General features: G+C 31.6%; 13 protein-coding genes and 2 tRNA genes. 11 read left to right on the forward strand and 4 right to left on the reverse strand.

The window, feature by feature from the left end; translation table 11 throughout:
- Positions 1-67 precede the first annotated feature (67 nt).
- Positions 68-940 carry an AraC family transcriptional regulator gene (locus tag EC396_RS01025; protein ID WP_129364834.1) on the reverse strand — a complete coding sequence of 291 codons (873 nt, stop codon included), beginning with the start codon at positions 938-940 and terminating at the stop codon, positions 68-70.
- Between the two features lie 175 nt (positions 941-1,115).
- Here EC396_RS01025 and EC396_RS01030 point away from each other — a divergent pair, with 175 nt between their 5' ends.
- The 6 genes from EC396_RS01030 (at position 1,116) to EC396_RS01055 (ending at position 13,527) form a co-directional block, all read left to right on the forward strand.
- Entirely contained in the window at positions 1,116-4,121 is a 3,006-nt protein-coding gene (locus EC396_RS01030; RefSeq protein WP_129364835.1) for a SusC/RagA family TonB-linked outer membrane protein, read from the forward strand.
- A 21-nt stretch (positions 4,122-4,142) separates the two neighbouring features.
- On the forward strand, positions 4,143-5,687 hold the full coding sequence (locus EC396_RS01035) for a RagB/SusD family nutrient uptake outer membrane protein (protein WP_129364836.1): 1,545 nt from the start codon (positions 4,143-4,145) through the stop codon (positions 5,685-5,687).
- A 107-nt stretch (positions 5,688-5,794) separates the two neighbouring features.
- On the forward strand, positions 5,795-9,091 hold the full coding sequence (locus EC396_RS01040; protein WP_129364837.1) for a VCBS repeat-containing protein: 3,297 nt from the start codon (positions 5,795-5,797) through the stop codon (positions 9,089-9,091).
- A gap of 3 nt (positions 9,092-9,094) precedes the next feature.
- Complete coding sequence (locus EC396_RS01045; protein WP_129364838.1) at positions 9,095-11,293, forward strand: beta-glucosidase; 2,199 nt, start codon at positions 9,095-9,097, stop codon at positions 11,291-11,293.
- Positions 11,294-11,295: 2 nt separating this feature from the next.
- Positions 11,296-12,399, forward strand: a complete 1,104-nt coding sequence (locus tag EC396_RS01050; RefSeq protein WP_129364839.1) for an SGNH/GDSL hydrolase family protein — start codon at positions 11,296-11,298, stop codon at positions 12,397-12,399.
- 453 nt (positions 12,400-12,852) lie between these two features.
- Positions 12,853-13,527: a murein L,D-transpeptidase catalytic domain family protein gene (locus EC396_RS01055; RefSeq protein WP_129364840.1), complete on the forward strand. Its 675-nt coding sequence runs from the start codon at positions 12,853-12,855 to the stop codon at positions 13,525-13,527.
- Position 13,528: 1 nt separating this feature from the next.
- Here EC396_RS01055 and EC396_RS01060 read toward each other — a convergent pair whose 3' ends face one another.
- From EC396_RS01060 to EC396_RS01070, 3 genes are all read right to left on the reverse strand, one after another.
- Positions 13,529-15,100 (reverse strand): murein L,D-transpeptidase, encoded by a 1,572-nt coding sequence (locus EC396_RS01060; RefSeq protein ID WP_129364841.1) that lies wholly within the window; start codon positions 15,098-15,100, stop codon positions 13,529-13,531.
- Positions 15,101-15,251: 151 nt separating this feature from the next.
- Positions 15,252-15,337: transfer RNA gene (locus EC396_RS01065), tRNA-Leu, on the reverse strand.
- Between the two features lie 21 nt (positions 15,338-15,358).
- A tRNA-Gly gene (locus EC396_RS01070) sits at positions 15,359-15,430 on the reverse strand.
- A gap of 210 nt (positions 15,431-15,640) precedes the next feature.
- Between EC396_RS01070 and cyoE the strand changes: the two genes are divergently transcribed.
- The 5 genes from cyoE to EC396_RS01095 all read left to right on the forward strand — a co-directional run bounded on the left by cyoE (position 15,641) and on the right by EC396_RS01095 (position 19,225).
- Positions 15,641-16,513, forward strand: coding sequence for a heme o synthase (gene cyoE / locus EC396_RS01075; protein ID WP_240665607.1), 873 nt, complete (start codon positions 15,641-15,643; stop codon positions 16,511-16,513).
- 6 nt (positions 16,514-16,519) lie between these two features.
- Positions 16,520-17,101, forward strand: coding sequence for a cytochrome c oxidase subunit 3 (locus tag EC396_RS01080; protein ID WP_205757891.1), 582 nt, complete (start codon positions 16,520-16,522; stop codon positions 17,099-17,101).
- A 57-nt stretch (positions 17,102-17,158) separates the two neighbouring features.
- Positions 17,159-18,139, forward strand: coding sequence for a cytochrome c oxidase subunit 3 (locus EC396_RS01085; RefSeq protein WP_129364844.1), 981 nt, complete (start codon positions 17,159-17,161; stop codon positions 18,137-18,139).
- Between the two features lie 19 nt (positions 18,140-18,158).
- Positions 18,159-18,515 carry a cytochrome C oxidase subunit IV family protein gene (locus EC396_RS01090; protein WP_129364845.1) on the forward strand — a complete coding sequence of 119 codons (357 nt, stop codon included), beginning with the start codon at positions 18,159-18,161 and terminating at the stop codon, positions 18,513-18,515.
- Between the two features lie 65 nt (positions 18,516-18,580).
- Complete coding sequence (locus tag EC396_RS01095) at positions 18,581-19,225, forward strand: hypothetical protein (RefSeq protein WP_129364846.1); 645 nt, start codon at positions 18,581-18,583, stop codon at positions 19,223-19,225.
- Position 19,226: the final 1 nt, after the last annotated feature.

Consider the following 19,226-nt stretch of genomic DNA (forward strand, 5'->3'; position numbering starts at 1 on the left):
ATTTTGTTTTGTTTTTTTGATTTAAGTAAAAAATCCTGAAGCGGCTATCTTCAGGATTTTTTTAGTTTTATAAAATTCTTTTTGTGCCTACAAATTCATGTCTAAATTCTTTTGGCGTACATTTTTTTTCCTTTTTAAAAAGCCTGTTAAAATTTGCAATATTATTAAAACCGCACATAAAACTAATTTCACCAATACTTAAGTCGGTTTCTAATAACCAACGCGAAGCAAAACTAATTCGGGTATGATTGATATAGGTTACAAATGTTTTTCCAGTTCGTTTTTTTATAAATCTGTTGAATGAAACAGGACTCATATTTACCAATTCGGAGATTTCATTTAAAGTAATTGTTCTTTTGAAATTGGCTTGAATATAGTCGTATACTTTTTTTATTTGATCACTATTTTGAAAGTCAGTTTTTTCAACACTCGAATTTGAAAGCATTCTTTGATTTTCAGATTTAGCCAAATCATCTAAAATTGAAATAAACTCTAAATAATATTTAATACCCGTTATTCTAGGTAGCGCCATCAATCTAGGCATCATTTGTATGGTAGTTTCCTTTGAAAAAAGGATGCCGTGTTTTGCACGGTTAAACATATCTTTAATAGGTTTAAAGATTCTTCTAGATAAAGTTTTTTCGTTCAATAAATCATCGTGAATATGAACGGTAATTTCAAAAATCTCTTTGCATTTACAATTGTGTAATTCCCAACCGTGAACCACATTTGGACCTACTAAAACCAATTCCAATTCTTCAATCTCACTAGTATGGTCACCAATAATGCGACGCACCCCTTTTCCTCTGTAAATAAAATTAAGTTCATATTCTGGGTGAAAGTGGATTGGAAAATCAAAATCGTCTTTAACCCGTTCTTCAACCAAAAAGCTATCTTCAGGTATTAATCTTGTGATTTCTCGGTGCGCATTGTTTATCATAATTTTTTTATATACAAAATTGATGAATTATTGTTCAATATTGTCGTAAATATATAAAAATTTGACAAAATCCTATTAACAATTCTTTAACACTTAAACTAATTTTACTTGATGTATTGGAGTTTTTTCAAGAAAACTAGATACAAAACAAATAAATAATTAAACCAAATAATTTATGAAAATTCAAATTTTAAAAAACATCTTTATTCTTGGACTTCTGCTGTTCGGTGTTTGCGCACAGGCCCAGAGAGTTTCAGGTACAGTGTCAGATGCTAATGGTCCTATGCCAGGTGCAAGTATTATTGTGAAAGGCACAACTAATGGTACAACAACCAATTTTGATGGGCAGTACACATTAGAGAATGTAGCAGCAAATGCTGTATTACAAGTGACCTTTGTGGGTTATGGCTCAAAAGAGGTCAGTGTTGCTGGTAAATCAGTTGTTGATGTAGTGCTTATTGAAGAATCTGACGTTTTAGAACAAGTAGTTGTTGTTGGATACGGGGTTAAAAAGAAAAGTTTAGTAACAGGTGCAATTGGAAGTTTAGATTCCAAAGAAATTGAAAATTCATCTAGTCCACGCGTTGAACAGGTACTACAAGGTAGAGTTTCAGGTGTAACAGTTGTTTCTTCTTCTGGTTCTCCAGGTTCTGGTGCAAAAGTAAGAATTAGAGGTGCTGGTTCTAATGGAAATTCAGATCCTTTATATATTGTAGATGGAATGAAAGTAAATTCAATGGATAACATTGCACCAAGCGATATTGCCAATATTGAAGTTTTAAAAGATGCTGCTTCTTCTGCTATTTATGGTACTGAAGGTGCAAATGGTGTTGTAATTATTACTACAAAACAAGGTAAAATCGGTGAGCAAGTAGTTAGTTTTAGTACTAGCTTAGGTTCTCAATCGGTTAATACCAAAATGGAATTAATGAATGCAGGTCAATTTGTTAAATACATGAATGAAGCTGGTGAAGCTACAGTTGTAGACAATGGAATTGATACAGATTGGATTGATGAAACTTTTAACAATGCATTTGTTCAAAGATATGATATCAGTTTCTCTGGCGCAACTGAAAAAATGTCTTATTATTTATCAGGTTCTTATTTAAACCAAGATGGTACTGTTGGAAATGATAATAATTATAAAAGATATACAACACGTTTAAACTTAAAAAGTGATGTAAAAGAATGGTTAGAAGTAGGTACAAATGTAACGTATACTAATATTGGAAATTCTCCAATTTCAGAAGACGATTCATTTAGAAGTCCTATTAATAGTATGTTGTTAATAGATCCATTAACTCCGGTTATTTACACAGGAGCTTTGCCTCCAAGAGCAGTTGAGGGTGTTGCAAATGGCACTGCTATGACAGACAGCAACGGTAACGTATATGGTTACCCAACTTATTCAAATGGAGAGGTAATAAATCCAGTAGCTTCATCTAATTATTTATATAGAGGTGGAATTGATACTGATAAAATATTAATTTCAGTATATGCTAAATTAAAATTATACGAAGGATTACATTTTACATCTAGATTAGGTTATGAAAGATCTAATACATTTGATGCTAGATGGACACCTATTTATTTTGTAACTTCTGAAGAGCAAAATTCTCAAGTAACATTAAGAGACAATCTTAGTAGAAACTCAAGATGGTTATGGGAAAACTTTGTTGATTACACAAAACAAATAGGAGAACATAATGTTACTGCATTGTTAGGTTATTCAGCTGAAAAAATTAAAAATCCTTACTATTCTTTACAAGGAAGTGAAGTAGCTCAAGAATCAGAAGAGTTTGCATACTTTGATTTTACAAATAGAGATAATGATAGAATTGGAGGAAGTATTTATCAAAAAAATATGAATTCTGTTTTTGGTAGAATTTCTTATGATTATGCTGGAAAATATCTTTTAGAAGGTTCTTTAAGATACGATTCTTCAAGTGTTTTCCCTAAATCTAATAAAGGAGGAACTTTCCCTGCTGTTTCAGCTGGTTGGGTAATTTCAAAAGAAGATTTTTGGAATTATGATGGCGCAGTTGATTATTTAAAATTACGTGCAAGTTGGGGGCAAAATGGTTCGGATGCAAACTTAGCAGGAAATGGTGATATTCAGGTGTTTAGAACAGTTGATGGGTCTACTCCAGTTGTTTACCAAGGTATTACCGGAGTTACTCCAGGAGATTTAGCAAACCCTAGTTTAACATGGGAACGTTCTGAGCAAACCAATATTGGTGTTGATTTAAGAGCTTTAAATGGTAGATTAAATTTTGGAGCAGATTGGTATAATAAAACTACACGCGATTTGATTATTCCAAATGGTAATATTATTGCACCACCTTCATTAGGACAAACTGTTGGAGCAATTAATGGTGGAACAATTAAAAATACAGGACTTGAATTTGAAATTGGTTGGGGAGACACAACAAGTGGCGATTTTTCTTACGACATTAATTTCAATATTTCAACTTTGAAAAATGAAGTTACTGAAGTTATTGTACCTGCTCCATTAATTGGTGCTGGCTCACCTTCAAACGGTGATGGTATTACAAGATTTGAAGAAGGATATCCAGTATGGTATTTTTATGGATACAAAACAGCTGGAATAGATCCTGCAACAGGAGCCCCTATTTATGTTGAAACAGATGGAAACCCTGGTATTACTGCGAACGATAAAACGATGATTGGATCACCACAACCAGATTTAATTTACGGTGGTAATATTGCCTTAGGGTATAAAAATTTCGACTTTAATGTAATGTTACAAGGTGTTGCTGGAAATGAAATTATTGCAGCATACCATCAACCTTCTCGTCCTTTAACAAATAAACCAGTAAATTGGTATACTGATAGATGGACTCAAGTAGGAGACAACGCTTCTATGCCTGGAGCAGCTCATGCAATTGATGCATATCAATCAGATTTAGTTGTTGAAGATGGTGCTTATATGAGAGTAAAACAATTACAATTAGGATATACTTTTGATAATGATATATTAGAAAAAGCACATTTGAAAAAATTGAGATTGTATATTTCTATGGACAACTATTTTACATTTACTAAATTCTCTGGATTAGATCCTGAAGCAGGTAGTTTTTCAGATAATAGTGTTGGTGTAGATAGAGGTTTTTATCCAATTCCTAGAGAAGTTATGTTTGGATTGTCAGTAGATTTTTAATAAAAAAACATTTATATAAATATGAAAAAATTAATTTATAGTACTATAGTTATACTTTTAATAAGTGTTTCGTGTAGTAAAGATTTTGTTGAAATTCCACCAGTAGGAGTTTTAGATGCCGCAACCTTCTTCAACAATGAAGAAAATGCGGAACAAGCCTTAATTGGTTTGTATGATTTAATGCAGTACAACTATGCTAAAGACTGGTCAAGTGCTTATTTTGTAAAAATGCTACCAGGTGATGATGTTAATTGTGGTGGTGGATCTGCTACAGACCAAGTGCCATTAGTTGAAATTAGCGATTATACCAATTTGTCGGTATCTAATCCTGCTGTAACAAGTGTGTGGAATTTACATTACCGTACAATTGCACTAGCCAATACAATTATTGAAAACGTAGAAAAAAGCGAACTGTCAAACAAAGAATTTGTTTTGGCTGAAGCAAAATTTATGAGAGCTTGGTGTTATTTTGAATTAACTACTATGTGGGGAGATGTACCTTTACGTTTGGTAAACCCAACAGAGTTAAGTTCTCAAGCTTTCGCTATTCCAAAAAGTTCAAGAGCTGATGTATATGCGCAAGTTGAAGCAGATTTAACTGATGCAATTGCAGGGCTTCCAACTAAAGCGGGATTGGCTCAAAACTTTAGAGTTTCTAAAGGTGCTGCTCAAGCTTTAATGGGAAAAGTATTGGTTTTTCAAGAAAAATACCCACAAGCACTTACTTATTTAGAGCCAGTAATCTCTAATCCAGATTACGATTTAGCAGCTACAAGCGCTGATGTTTGGTCTGTTGAAGGTGAATTTGGAAAAGAATCTTTATTTGAAATTGGATACATCTCTACAAATGGATACGACTGGGGTAATGTTGCCTGGGGAGGAAGAATGGAAAGTAATTTACACATACAGTTAATGGGGCCTCGTGGTGAGTTTGATATTGAGCCAGTTGGTTTGTTAAATGGTTGGGGATTCAATTATCCATCAGCAAAATCTATTGCAGCTTTTGAAGCTTCTGGTGTAAATGCACGTAGAACTGCTACAATAATGACTGAACAAGAGTTGATTGATGCAGGTGGTTCTGTTAAAAGTAAAGATGATGATGGAAACCCAATAGCTATTTATGGTTATGATGGTGCTATTAGAATTAAATATGCTACAAGAGCTTCTGATACTAGTCCAAGTGGTGTAAAAGAATTGAACTACTCTGTTAACTGGAGATTACTTAGATATGCTGAAGTACTATTCTTAGCTGCTGAGGCTTACAATAAAACAGGAGCAGATGATAAAGCTATTATCGAATTAAATAAAGTAAGAAAAAGAGCTGGCTTAGCAGATTTAGATCCTTCTTTAACTGGAACAGCTGTATTTGACGCTTTAATGAAAGATAAATTTTTAGAATTTGCACACGAAGGTCAACGTTTCTGGGATTTGGTTCGTTGGGGTAAAGCTGCTTCTGAACTTTCAGGAACAGGATATACTTCAAAAAACAACTTATTTCCAATTCCTATTACTGAGTTAGATTTAAATGCAGCTTTATCACAAGCTGATCAAAATCCAGGTTATTAATATTTATAAAATGGAATAAATAAAGTAAAAAGCAACGTGTTTTCGCACGTTGCTTTTTGTTTAAATTAATAGCTTTGTATCTTATTTCAACAAAAAACACACTAATTATGTCTTACAAAAACATAATCTTTCTTTTTTTCTTAATTGCTTTAATAAGTTGTACTAAGAAAACACAACAAGCTGAAGGTCCTATTTTTAAAAAATTGGAAGCTGCTTCAACAGGAATTCAATTCAGCAATACAATTATTGAAAACGATTCATTAAACTATTTTAATTACTCATCAATATATTCTGGTGGAGGTGTTTCAACAGGTGATATTAATAACGATGGTTTGGTTGATATCTTTTTTACAGGAAACCAAGCTCAAAATAAATTATATCTTAATAAAGGCAATCTTCAATTTGAAGATGTTACTGAAAAAGCAGGTGTTGGTGGTGATGGTCGTTGGTACACAGGTACTACAATGGCCGATGTTAATGGAGATGGTTTTTTAGATATTTATTGTGCTGTTTCAGGAATGTTTCAGCCTACTGAAAATCAACTTTTTATAAATAATGGTAATGGTACTTTTACCGAAATGGCGCAACAATATGGTGTAGCTGATAGTGCAAATTCAACACAAGGAACTTTTTTTGATTATGATAATGATGGCGATTTAGACTTGTATGTTGCAAATTATCCAAAGGCAAATGTAAATACTTCGCCTTTTAGCTATAAAAATAAAATGCAAACAGTAACAGATGCTGAATGCGATAAATTATATAGAAATGATGGCGATACTTTTACAGATGTATCTGAAGTAGCAGGTGTTAAGTCTTATGGTTTTTCTTACGGAGTAACTGTTGGAGATATTAACAATGATGGTTGGCAAGATATTTATGTGTCTAGCGATTATAGCATTCCCGATTATTTTTATTTGAATAATGGTGATGGTACTTTTAAAGAAGTTATAAAAGAAGCTACTTCGCAAACTGCTTTTTACGGAATGGGATTGGATATAGCCGATTTTAACAACGACGAAAATTTAGATATTTTTCAGGCAGATATGGATGCCAATAACAACCGTCGCCAAAAGGCAAATATGGCAAGTATGAACCCAAAATTATTTTGGGAAACGGTATTGTCTGGTTTTCATTACCAATATATGCACAATTGTATGCAGTTAAATACAGGTATTCAATTAAATGGTGTGCCGCAATTTTCAAATATTTCAAGGCTAACAGGAACTTCTTCAACAGATTGGAGTTGGGGACCAGTTTTTGCCGATTTTGACAACGATGGAAATAAGGATTTGTTTATTACCAACGGAATTAGAAGAGAAGTTAACAATCGTGATTTTTTCAATACTTATTCAAAAAACGATACTACGAATTTGTCTGATTTAGAAAAAAGTTTGAAAATTCCTTCAGAAAAAATTGACAATTTTATGTTTAAAAACAATGGAAATCTCAATTTTGAAAAAGTAAATAAAATTTGGGGAATTGAACACGAAGGTTTTTCTAACGGTGTTTCGTATGCCGATTTAGACAATGATGGAGATTTGGAAATTATTACCAATAATGTTGATGAGGTTGCTTCTGTTTATGAAAATAAAAGTTCAGAAATCAACAATTATATCAGCATTCAGTTTGAAGGAAATACAGCAAATAAATTTGGATTGGGAAACAGGGTTTATGTAAAAACAGGAGCGGTTACTCAAATGCAAGAATTAACTTTAACTCGTGGTTTTCAATCGTCAGTAGCACCAAAATTACATTTTGGCTTAAATAAATTTGAAAAAATAGATGAAATAAAAGTTGTTTGGACAAACGGAACTGTGCAGATTTTAAACAATGTTGATGTAAATAAACATTTGGTTTTAAAACAAAATGATGCCATTGTTTATACAAAAACTGTAAAAGAAGAACCGGCTTTGTTTGCAACTGTTGAAAATGAATTGTTACCAAAACACAAACACATAGAAAATGAGTACGACGATTTTTTTAATCAAGTTTTATTACCTCATAAAATGTCTGCTTTTGGACCAGCTTTGGCCGTTGGAGATTTAAATAACGATGGTTTAGACGATTTTTTTGTGGGTGGTTCTTTTGGAAATACTTCTAGTTTGTATTTTCAAACTGCAAACGGTTTTGAATTGCAAACGGTTTCAGCTTTTGAACTTGATAAGCTAAGTGAAGATGTTGGATGTTTAATTTTTGATGCAGATGCAGATGGAGACAACGATATTTATGTTGTAAGTGGTGGTTACGAATTTGCTCCAGAGTCTAATATGTTACAAGATAGGTTGTACATAAACAACGGAAAAGGGGAATTTTCGAAATCAAAAAATGGATTGCCTGTGATGAAAACGAGTGGTTCAAAAGTGTATACTGCCGATTTTGATAAAGATGGAAAACAAGATTTATTAGTATTGGGTCGTCAAATACCTGGGCGTTATCCTTTGCCTGCTAATACGTATTTGTTGTTAAATAAAAGCAACAAAAACGAAGTTAAATTTGAAGATGCAACCCAGCAAATGGCAAACGAATTTTTAAATTTAGGGATGGCAACAAGTGCTGTAATAACGGATATTGATAATGATGATTGGTTAGATGTAATTGTTGTTGGAGAATGGATGCCAATTAAAGTATTTAAAAATTTAAAAACAGGTTTTAAAGAAATATCGGAAGATTTAGGCTTAACAGCAAATACTACAGGTTGGTGGTGGAGTATACAGCAAGGCGATTTTGATAATGATGGTGATTTAGATTATATTGTTGGTAATAACGGTTTAAATTATAAATACAAAGCTACCGAAAATGAAACATTTGATATTTATGTCAACGATTTTGACAATAACAATCACGATGATATTGTGTTAAGTTATTACAATGATGGTAAGCAATATCCTGTTCGTGGACGCTCATGTTCGTCGCAGCAAATACCAACCATTAAACAGAAGTTTAAAAATTATGAAACTTTTTCTGAAGCAACTTTGGTTGATGTTTATACTGAAGAAAAATTGGAAAATTCATTACATTATCAAGTAAAATCTTTTGCAAGTATTTATCTTGAAAATAAAGGTGAAAAATTTGAAATTCATCAATTACCAGTACAAGCACAATTGTCTAGTGTCAATCAAATTTTGGTTGAAGATTATAATAATGATGGCAATTTAGATTTTGTTATTGCTGGTAATTTATACGAATCTGAAATTGAAACACCTAGAAACGATGCAGGTTTTGGGTATTATTTACAAGGAAATGGCAATGGAACTTTCAATCCAATACCACCAACAAAAAGCGGGTTTTATGTTTCAGGAGATGTAAAGGATATGGCTAAAATCAATATTCAAAATAATGAGTACATAATTTCAGCAAAAAATAATGATTATCTTCAATTTATAAAAGTAAATAAAAAGTAATATATGAAAAATAGTAAAAAGATATGCTTAGTGGTTGTTTGTTGTGTTTTATTCTTTTTTAAGAATAATATTCAAGCGCAACAATTTTCAGAAATTCAAATAAATGCTAAAATTGACAGTGTTTTATCGCTATTAACTTTGGAAGAAAAAGTTGCAATGTGCCACGCACAGTCTAAATTTTCAACTCCAGGAGTTGGAAGATTGGGTATTCCTGAAGTTTGGATGTCTGATGGTCCTCACGGAGTTCGTGGTGAAATTAACTGGGATGATTGGGGTTACGCCGGTTGGACAAATGATTATATTACTGCATTTCCGGCATTAACTTGTTTGGCTGCTACGTTTAATCCTAGTATAGCCAAAGCATATGGAATTAGTGTTGGAGAGGAAGCCAAATACAGAGAAAAAGATGTGTTGTTAGGTCCGGGTGTAAATATTTACCGTACACCTTTAAATGGTAGAAATTTTGAGTATATGGGCGAAGATCCTTTTTTAGCTTCAACAATGGTGGTTCCATATATTAAAGGTGTGCAGCAAAATGGTGTTGCGGCTTGTGTAAAACACTACGCGTTAAACAATCAGGAATTATGGAGAGATCATATCAGTGTTGAGGTGAGTGAACGTGCTTTGTATGAAATTTATTTACCAGCTTTTAAAGCAGCTGTTCAACAAGGTCATGTTTGGTCAATTATGGGTGCTTACAATCAGTTTAGAGGGCAGCATACAACGCACAATGAAATGTTGATGAACAAAATTTTAAAAGAAGATTGGGCATTTGACGGTGTTGTTATTTCAGATTGGGGTTCAACACACAACACAAAAGAAGCTGCGCTTTATGGTTTAGATATGGAAATGGGAACAGGTACTGATGGTTTAACTACTTCAACCCAAAATGCATACGATTTTTATTATTTGGCAAATCCATTTTTAAAAATGTTGAAAGAAGGAACTATTGAAGAAGCTGTTGTAGATGATAAAGTTCGTAGAATTTTACGTTTAATGTATCGCACAAATATGAGCAATAACAGTTCTTTTGGTCGTATCAACAATCAGGAACATTTAGATGTTGCTCGAAAAATTGCAGGAGAAGGAATTGTTTTGTTGAAAAACAAAAATTCGTTTTTCCCAATAAATCCAAACAAAGAAATTACAATTGCTATTATTGGTGAAAATGCTACAAAATCATTAACAGTTGGTGGAGGTTCTTCGGAATTAAAAGCAAAAAATGAAATTTCACCTTTGGAAGGATTGAAAAATAGATATAAAAATGCTACAATTATTCATGCAAAAGGATATGCTTCTGGTCCATCACAATACGATAGAGTTGTTGAACCTACGGATGATTTAGAAAATCTTAAAAAAGAAGCTATTGAAGTAGCTTCAAAAGCAGATGTAGTATTGTTTTTTGGAGGTTTAAATAAAAACCATCTTCAAGATTGTGAAGGTGGCGACAGACAATCGTTTGGCTTACCTTTTGGACAAGACGAATTGATTGATGAGATATTAAAAGTGAACGCAAATACAGGTGTAATTTTAGTGAGTGGCAATGCCGTTGAAATGCCTTGGGTTGACAATGTAAGTGCGGTAATGCAAACTTGGTATTTAGGAAGTGAAGCCGGAAATGCAATGGCCGATGTAATTAGCGGAGATGTAAATCCTTCAGGGAAATTACCTTTTTCATTTCCTAAAAAATTAACAGACAATGCTGCACATTCTTTTGGAGAAATGTCATATCCTGGCGATAGTATTACACAATATTATAAAGAAGGTATTTTAGTTGGTTACCGTTGGCACGAAACAAAAAAAATAAAACCTTTATTCGCTTTTGGTGAAGGCTTGTCGTATACTAATTTTGAAATTTCAAACATTGGTACAGCCAAAAAAACGTATTCAAAAGATGAAGAGATTGTAGTTTCAGCAACAGTTTCAAATACAGGTAATTTTGATGGTTTAGAAGTTGTACAAATATATGTTGGAAAATCAAAATCAAAAGTTGAAAGAGCGTTAAAAGAGTTGAAAGGTTTTAAAAAGATAATGGTTAAAAAAGGCGAGTCTGAAACTGTGGAAATTTCAATTAATGTAAATGATTTGGCTTTTTATGATGAAACTATTTCAGATTGGAATTTAGAAAAAGGGGGTTACGTTATTTATGTTGGTAATGCCTCAAATAATATTTCAAAAGAAATTAAAATTTCAATCCAATAAAAATGAACATTAAAACTGTTGGATTTTTGTGTGTACTGTCCTTAATTTGTTTTATAGGTTGTAATAACAAACAAGAGGTGGTTTTAAGCACTACAAAAGCTGGAAGTAATTTGTTTTATTATCAAGGAAGAACAGATGTTTTAAATGATAGTACTGTAGCTTTAATTTCACCTGGAGCTTATGTTGTAAGTAATTTTTCTGGTAATTATTGTGAGGTTTTTTTAAAAGGAGAATTGTCACCTTATAACTATGTATCGTTTGAATTAGATGGGCAGTATTTGGGAAGAATTAAAATTGAAAGTGATTCGATAAAACCTTATTTGATTGATGTTCCTAAAACGAATAAAGAGCATAAGCTTAAAATTTTTAAAGAGTCGGAAGCTTCAAATGGAACAGTTTTGTTTAGGGGTTTAAAGGCTGAAAAAGTATTGCCTTATAAATTAACATCAGCTAAATATATTGAGTTTATTGGCAATTCAATTACGTGTGGAGCAGCTTCAGACGGAAGTATTACGCCTTGTGAAACTGGCTTGTATTTTGATCATCAAAATGTTTATAATGCTTACGGACCAAGAGTTTCAAGAGCTTTAAATGTTAGTTTTATGTTGAGTTCCGTATCTGGAATTGGAATTTATAGAAATTGGAATGATGAAAATATTGAAGAACCTATCATGCTTCAGGTTTACGAAAATTTATATTTAAATACAAATGATTCAATAAAATATAGTTTTAAACAAATACCAGATATTGTGAGTATTTGTTTGGGAACCAACGACCTGTCTGAAGGTGATGGTGTTAAGCCACGTTTGCCTTTTAATAAAGAAAAATATATAGCTAATTATATAGAATTTGTAAAAAAAGTATACAGTCATTATCCAACTACGCAAATAGTACTTTTAAGCAGTCCAATGTCTGGTGAAGAAGGAAATAGAATATTGGTACCTTGTTTAAAAGAAGTTCAAAAATATTTTAAAGAAAACAACGATAAATCAATTTTGTTATTTGAATTTGATAACAATTACAATGCAGGTTGTTTGGGGCATCCAAGTGTTGAAGAGCATCAACAAATAGCTGAGAAATTGATTTCATTTTTTGAAAAAATATAAAAGTTTGGTGTTTTAATTCATTATCTGTTTTTTTGTAGTTTTCAGGAGATGATTATTTTTAGATTGAGATACTCTTAATAAATTGAGGAAACTGTTTTCTTGAAAATATTGGCCTGTTTAAAAAAAATCAATTTTTTTTACTAAAAATGATAAATGTCAGTAAAAAACAGGTGAAACATCGATAAATTTGAAAAGTTAATTAAAACACAACCCCAACTTGGTTTTTAATTAATCTTTCTTTTTCATAGCAATAATTCCCCACTTCATTTTTTTGAGGTGGGTTTTTTATTTTTAAAATCTTCAAAGCAATCGTAAATCTTGTTCATTTGAGTCGTTAAAATGAATTCAACAATTAAAAATGTTAAATGTTTTAAAAAGAGTTACTACGTTGTTGGTTTAATGATAAATAATTTCTAATTTGCCAAAGTTTATTTTTAACCCCTTTGATTTACAATGTTTTATAAAATAATTTCACTGCTTTTAATCGGTTTTTATACCACCTCTATAGATCTCCCTATTTCTGAAAAATCGAAAAACATGGTGTTTTCAGCTAGCAATACCATTGAAGTTAACGTTGAAAATATCTATAATAATTTAATAACCAATAATTTTAATTTGCCTAAAAAAGAAACTTTTACCAAGGCTTTAAAAGGTTATTTTGAGTTAAAAGAAAGTGGGGTTATTAAAAAGGAAATTTTAACGCTTGTAGATTATACTTTGTCTTCTAACCAAAATAGGTTATGGGTAATAGATTTAAAAAACAACTGTATTTTATTTCAATCGTTGGTAGCACATGGCAGAAATTCGGGAGAAGAATTTGCTGGAAAATTTTCAAACACACCAGAGTCTTATAAAAGTAGTTTAGGGTTTTATGTTACCGGAGAAACTTATTTTGGAAAACATGGTTATTCCTTGAGATTAGATGGATTGGATAAAGGTGTAAATTCAAATGCGCGAGACAGGGCTATTGTGGTTCATGGAGCCGATTATGTTTCAAAAACGTTTATCAATCAAAATGGTAGATTGGGTAGAAGTTTGGGGTGTTTTGCATTGCCTCAGGAGCTTAAAAAGGAAGTTATAGATATTATTAAAGACAAGTCTTGCTTGTTTGCCTATTGTCCTGCTTAGTTTAATATAAGTTTTTATAGAGCTCCAAATCGTAATTGTATAAATCGTCTCTAAATTGTAAAACACCATTTTCACTCCATGCTGTCCAATATAAAACATGAATGTAGATGTCTTTTTTAAAGGAAACATTTACTGTTTTATAGTTGTCAACTACTTTATTAATTGCATCTAAATTCCATTTTTCAGCATCATCTAAAAGATACTCAGCCAATTCAAAAGGATATTGAACCCTTATACATCCAGAGCTTAGGGCTCTAATATCTTTGTCAAAGTAACCTCGGCTATTGGTATCATGCAAATACACCGAAAACCTATTTGGAAACATAAATTTAACCAAGCCAAGTGCATTTGATTTTCCCGGACTTTGAACGTAGCGGTAACTTTTTGCTTTTTCGGCACTCCAGTTATTGGCATTTACAATTTGATTACTTGCGTTGTAAACTGTAATATTTTTGTTTTTAAAGTAAGAAATGTCTCTACGGGCAGCAGGTATAACATCGTTTTTTAAAATTGTTGGCGGAATTGTCCAAGTTGGGTTAAATACAAGATAACTCAATTTTGAAGATAATACGGGTGTTTTTCGGGCTGCTTTGCCTGTAATTACTTTATTTGTTTTAATGGTATCAGCATTTTTTACAACATGTAAAGTATAATCAGGAATATTGATTATAAGGTATTCTGCTTCAAAATTTCTAGGAAACCATCTCCAGCGTTCCATATTTATGATGATTTCTTTTTTTCTTTCTTCTTTGGTAAAGTTCAATGCTTGAACCGTTCCAATGCCAATTACACCATCGGTGGCGAGTCCGTGACGCATTTGAAATTTTTTAACAGCAAGTTCAGTTTCTTCATTGTAAATTGGTGTAATTGTATCTAGCGAGTGTAAATCTTTCCAAAAAATCAAATGTTTTTTTATGTCGATTAAAACTTCATTGGTATCATTTAATACAAGTTTTTGTTCAATTTCAATTTTGTTTAAATCGTATTTTGGCAATTTATTTATAATTTGAAGGGCTTCTTTTAGTTTTTTATATACAATATGATTTGGTAAAACTGCTTTTACAGCATAGTTAAATGAGTCTTTTTTTTGAAAATTTAATAACAGTTTTTTAAAATTAATGTTATTAGGATTCAAATCCCAATTTGTATAAAGACTGTCAGGATTTAAATAACCTTTACTTGCTCTTTTTATATAGCGATTTAGGTTTTCGGTTAGTAAAATATCGTAATTTATAAGCAATGAGTCTGCTAATTGTTGGATGTTTTCTTCTGAAGATTGTATGTGTTTAATGTCAAAATCCTTCAAAAAAAGACCTTCATCATCCGCATTTTTTAATAATGAAATCAATTTTTTACGATCTGTATTTGCTAGCCAAAAAGTTTTATTTTTTATAGCTTGGTAAAAAGCAATCATACTCGAATCTTTAAAGCTCGCAATTTTAGAGGAGTCTATAGGTATAATGCGACCTTCTTTGGTGATAATGGGTTTTGGAACAACCACAACTTTTGGTGCTTGTTTTTTTTCACAAGCAACAAAAACGAGTATAATTAAAAGCCTGATAAATATTTTCATGATGACTTTGCAATTTTGAAAATAAAGATAATGCTTTAAAAAAATTTAAAGAAGTATTAAGGTTTTAATTTTAGTTGATTTAAAAAAGAAATGTTGTTAAAAAAAGAAATCCGTAACTACTTAATTAAAAGTTTGTTACGGATTGTCTTTGTACAGAAGGCGGGACTTGAACCCGCACGAGCATTACTGCCCACTGGATTTTAAGTCCAGCGTGTCTACCAATTCCACCACTCCTGCATTGGTATTTTTATATTGTAGAGCGAAAGACGGGATTTGAACCCGCGACCCTCACCTTGGCAAGGTGATGCTCTACCCCTGAGCTACTTTCGCAGTCGTATTTTTTAATGAACGTTGCACTATGTCTCAAATGCGAGTGCAAATTTAATATAATTATATTAATGGCAAAGACTTTTTTTAAAATAATTTTAAATTATTTTTTAATCTCCTTATTTTTAGGTTGTAAATGTCTAATATTAAAATATCTTTGCAACAATTCAATATAAATTAATGAGTACATCTTCAAATTTTGTTCCCAAAAAAATGAATTTTTCAATAGTATTTGATGACTTTAAACAATTAACAAAGGTTGGTTTATCTTTAAGTGTTGTGTTTTCTTCATTAGCAGGTTATTTATTGGCTGTAGATCAAGTCAATTACGTTGTTTTAGTTATGTTGGCTATAGGAGGTTATTTAATGGTAGGCGCTTCAAATGCTTTCAATCAAATTATTGAAAAAGATACCGATGCTTTAATGAAACGAACTATGAACAGACCTTTGCCTACAGGTAGAATGCATGTTTCAATGGCGTTGGTTATTGCCATTTCATTTACAATTTTGGGTTTGGCAATTTTATATAGTATCAATCCAAAAAGTGCTTTATTTGGCGCAATCTCCATTTTTTTATACACAAGTGTTTATACACCATTAAAAGCAATAACACCTTTGTCTGTTTTTGTGGGTGCAATTCCGGGTGCAATTCCTTTTATGCTTGGTTGGGTAGCAGCTACCAACGATTTTGGTATAGAACCAGGTACATTGTTTTTAATTCAGTTTTTTTGGCAATTTCCTCATTTTTGGGCCATTGCTTGGTTGCAGTTTGATGAATATAAAAAAGCAGGTTTTAACCTAATGCCTATGGGGCAAAAAAATAAAAGAGCGGTTGTTCAAATTATTATTTATACCTGTTGTTTAATTATTGTTTCTATAATTCCTGTATTTAAATTAACGGGAAATTTCTATATTTACCCAATAACTGCAATTATTTTAGTTGCATTAGGAAGTGTTATGTTGTATTATGCAGTAAAATTGTATAAATTTCAAACAAATAAAGAAGCACGACAATTAATGCTTTCAAGTGTATTGTATATAACCCTTATTCAGATAATATACGTTATTGATAAATTTTTACATTAAAATATCATGAAAAAACCCCTAGAAGAAGAGTATAAAATTGCAAAAAGAAAATCGGCAAAACCTATGTTGTGGGTTTCAATGATAAGTATGACAATGATGTTTGCTGGTTTAACAAGTGCGTATGTTGTTAGTAGAAAAAGAAACGATTGGGTGTCATTTGATTTGCCAATGGCATTTTACGGAAGTACAGTTGTTATTATTTTAAGTAGTATAACTTTTTTGCTTGCAAAACATTTTATAAAAAAAGGAAATAGAAAATTAACCACTTTAAACTTAGTGTCAACACTATTGTTTGGTTTGTGTTTTGTCTTTTTTCAGTTTGAAGGATTTTCAGAATTATTTAATGAGGGTTTTGTGTTTGCAGGCGCTGAAAGTACTGTAAAATCTTCGTTTATCTATGGGATTACTTTAGCCCATTTAGTGCATATTTTTGCAGGACTTATTGTGTTGGTTGTAGTACTATACAATCATTTAAATAATAAATATTCAGAGTCAGATTCTTTAGGTTTGGAGTTGGGTGCAATCTTTTGGCATTTTGTTGATATTCTGTGGATTTACTTGTTTTTCTTCTTCTATTTGGTTAGATAATAAAAAATAATGTATTTTTGGCTCAACTATAACTAAAAAAATCAAAAATCGAACTTTATGGAAGCAAATATTGCTACTAAAACCAATGCCCAAACTTGGGGTGGAGGAGACAACAATCCCTTAGGCGCTAGTTATGGTAAAATGATGATGTGGTTCTTCATTTTATCAGACGCACTTACCTTTTCAGGTTTCTTGGGTGCATATGGTTTTATGCGTTTTAAATTTAACGACTCTTGGCCAATTGCCGAAGAAGTTTTTACCCATTTCCCATTTTTACACGGAGTACCTGCTCCAATGTATTATGTGGCATTTATGACCTTTGTTTTAATATTTTCATCTGTCACAATGGTGTTAGCTGTTGATGCAGGTAAAGCATTAGATAAAAAGAAAGTTACTTTTTACATGCTTTTAACAATTATTGGAGGTATCATATTTATTGGTTCTCAAGCTTGGGAATGGAAAAATTTTATCAATGGTACTTATGGAGCTGTTGAATTAAATGATGGTAAAATCATTCAGTTTGTTAATAAAGATGGTAAACAAGTTGCTTTAGAAAGTTTTGCAAAAGCAAATCATTCAGAAAGAACCCAGTTAACGCGTGATAAAGGTATGTGGTTTATGAGCGAAAGTGCAATTCCACCATTTACTGTAAATGATGTAATTGAAGGTTTTGAAGCGCATCCAGAGTTGAGTATTAGAACTGAAAAGGTAAATTTAGAAACCAAAGAAAAAACCATTGTACCTCGTGATCAGGCAATGTCTTACTTAAAAGAAGCAAGAACAGTTGTTATGGGGGCAAATTTACAGGTAAATGAATATGGAATGCCTTTATTTGCTGATTTCTTTTTCTTTATAACAGGTTTTCACGGTTTTCACGTTTTATCAGGAATCGTGTTAAACATCATCATATTTTTCAATGTAATTATTGGAACTTATGACCGTAGAGGTAGTTACGAAATGGTTGAGAAAGTTGGACTTTACTGGCACTTTGTAGATTTAGTTTGGGTATTTGTATTCACATTCTTCTACTTAGTTTAATTCATAAAAAGATTTTAAAATGGGAGCACACGCACAAGAACATAAATCGCACAAAAAATTAATTTGGAAAGTATTTGGGATACTTTCAATAATAACAATTGTTGAAGTTGTTTTGGGTATTGTAAAACCAGAAGCACTTTTTTATACTAAAATTGCTGGTACAAGTATCTTAAATATTATTTTCCTTGTTTTAACATTGGTTAAAGCATATTATATTACTTGGTTTTTTATGCATATGGCCGATGAAACCAAAAGCTTAAGAAGATCAGTTGTTTGGACTGCCGTTTTCTTAATTATTTACTTAGCAACTTTATTGTTGATAGAGGCTAGTTATGTAAATGATGTTTTAGGTCCGTTGGTAAAATGGAATTACTAAAAATTAAAATATTTTAAATAATGAAGGTGGTTTTTTAACCACCTTTTTTGTTTTAACTTTGCATTATGAAAAAAATTTGGGTATTAGGAAGCTTATTTATTTTACCGTTGGTGTTTTATATATTTCTTTCAAAAGGAATTTATAAATATGCTAATTTGCCTATTTTAACTGAAGAAGTTATCAATGTAGGTAATTTTACTAATGAAGAAATTTCGTTTAACAATCACCTTTCAATAGTTTGTTTTTTAGGAAGTGATTTAAATACTGCTAAAGGAAGTTTGTTTAACTTAAATCAAACCATTTACAAGCGGTTTTATTTAAAACCATTTTTTCAAGTGGTTGCAATTATTCCTGAAGCATCAAAAAGCCAATATAGTGCTGTAATTGAAGAACTTTCAGCTTATACAGATATTAGTAACTGGCATTTTGTATATTTAGATAATCAACAAACACAAACCCTTTTTAACAGTTTTAAAACACCTTTTAAATTGAGTAACAACTTATATTCTGAAAACGCTTTTATTATTGATGAAGAGCTGCGTTTAAGAGGTAGAAAAGATGATGAAGACTCGGTAAATGGTAAATTATACGGTTACAATATGAAATCAGTAGCGGTTTTAAAAAATAAAATGATAGACGATATTTCTATTATTTATTACCAGTTGAAAAAATCTGCAGAAAAAGAAGCAAGAAGAAAAAGAGAAATTTAAC

It is taken from the genome of Lutibacter sp. HS1-25 (genome assembly GCF_004121075.1).
In the GTDB taxonomy this organism is placed as follows: domain Bacteria; phylum Bacteroidota; class Bacteroidia; order Flavobacteriales; family Flavobacteriaceae; genus Lutibacter.

Coding starts and splice junctions, on each gene's coding strand:
- EC396_RS01025 (WP_129364834.1), bottom strand. CDS start 940: ATGATAAACAATGCGCACCGAGAAATCACAAGATTAATACCTGAAGAT.
- EC396_RS01030 (WP_129364835.1), top strand. CDS start 1,116: ATGAAAATTCAAATTTTAAAAAACATCTTTATTCTTGGACTTCTGCTG.
- EC396_RS01035 (WP_129364836.1), top strand. CDS start 4,143: ATGAAAAAATTAATTTATAGTACTATAGTTATACTTTTAATAAGTGTT.
- EC396_RS01040 (WP_129364837.1), top strand. CDS start 5,795: ATGTCTTACAAAAACATAATCTTTCTTTTTTTCTTAATTGCTTTAATA.
- EC396_RS01045 (WP_129364838.1), top strand. CDS start 9,095: ATGAAAAATAGTAAAAAGATATGCTTAGTGGTTGTTTGTTGTGTTTTA.
- EC396_RS01050 (WP_129364839.1), top strand. CDS start 11,296: ATGAACATTAAAACTGTTGGATTTTTGTGTGTACTGTCCTTAATTTGT.
- EC396_RS01055 (WP_129364840.1), top strand. CDS start 12,853: ATGTTTTATAAAATAATTTCACTGCTTTTAATCGGTTTTTATACCACC.
- EC396_RS01060 (WP_129364841.1), bottom strand. CDS start 15,100: ATGAAAATATTTATCAGGCTTTTAATTATACTCGTTTTTGTTGCTTGT.
- cyoE (WP_240665607.1), top strand. CDS start 15,641: ATGAATTTTTCAATAGTATTTGATGACTTTAAACAATTAACAAAGGTT.
- EC396_RS01080 (WP_205757891.1), top strand. CDS start 16,520: ATGAAAAAACCCCTAGAAGAAGAGTATAAAATTGCAAAAAGAAAATCG.
- EC396_RS01085 (WP_129364844.1), top strand. CDS start 17,159: ATGGAAGCAAATATTGCTACTAAAACCAATGCCCAAACTTGGGGTGGA.
- EC396_RS01090 (WP_129364845.1), top strand. CDS start 18,159: ATGGGAGCACACGCACAAGAACATAAATCGCACAAAAAATTAATTTGG.
- EC396_RS01095 (WP_129364846.1), top strand. CDS start 18,581: ATGAAAAAAATTTGGGTATTAGGAAGCTTATTTATTTTACCGTTGGTG.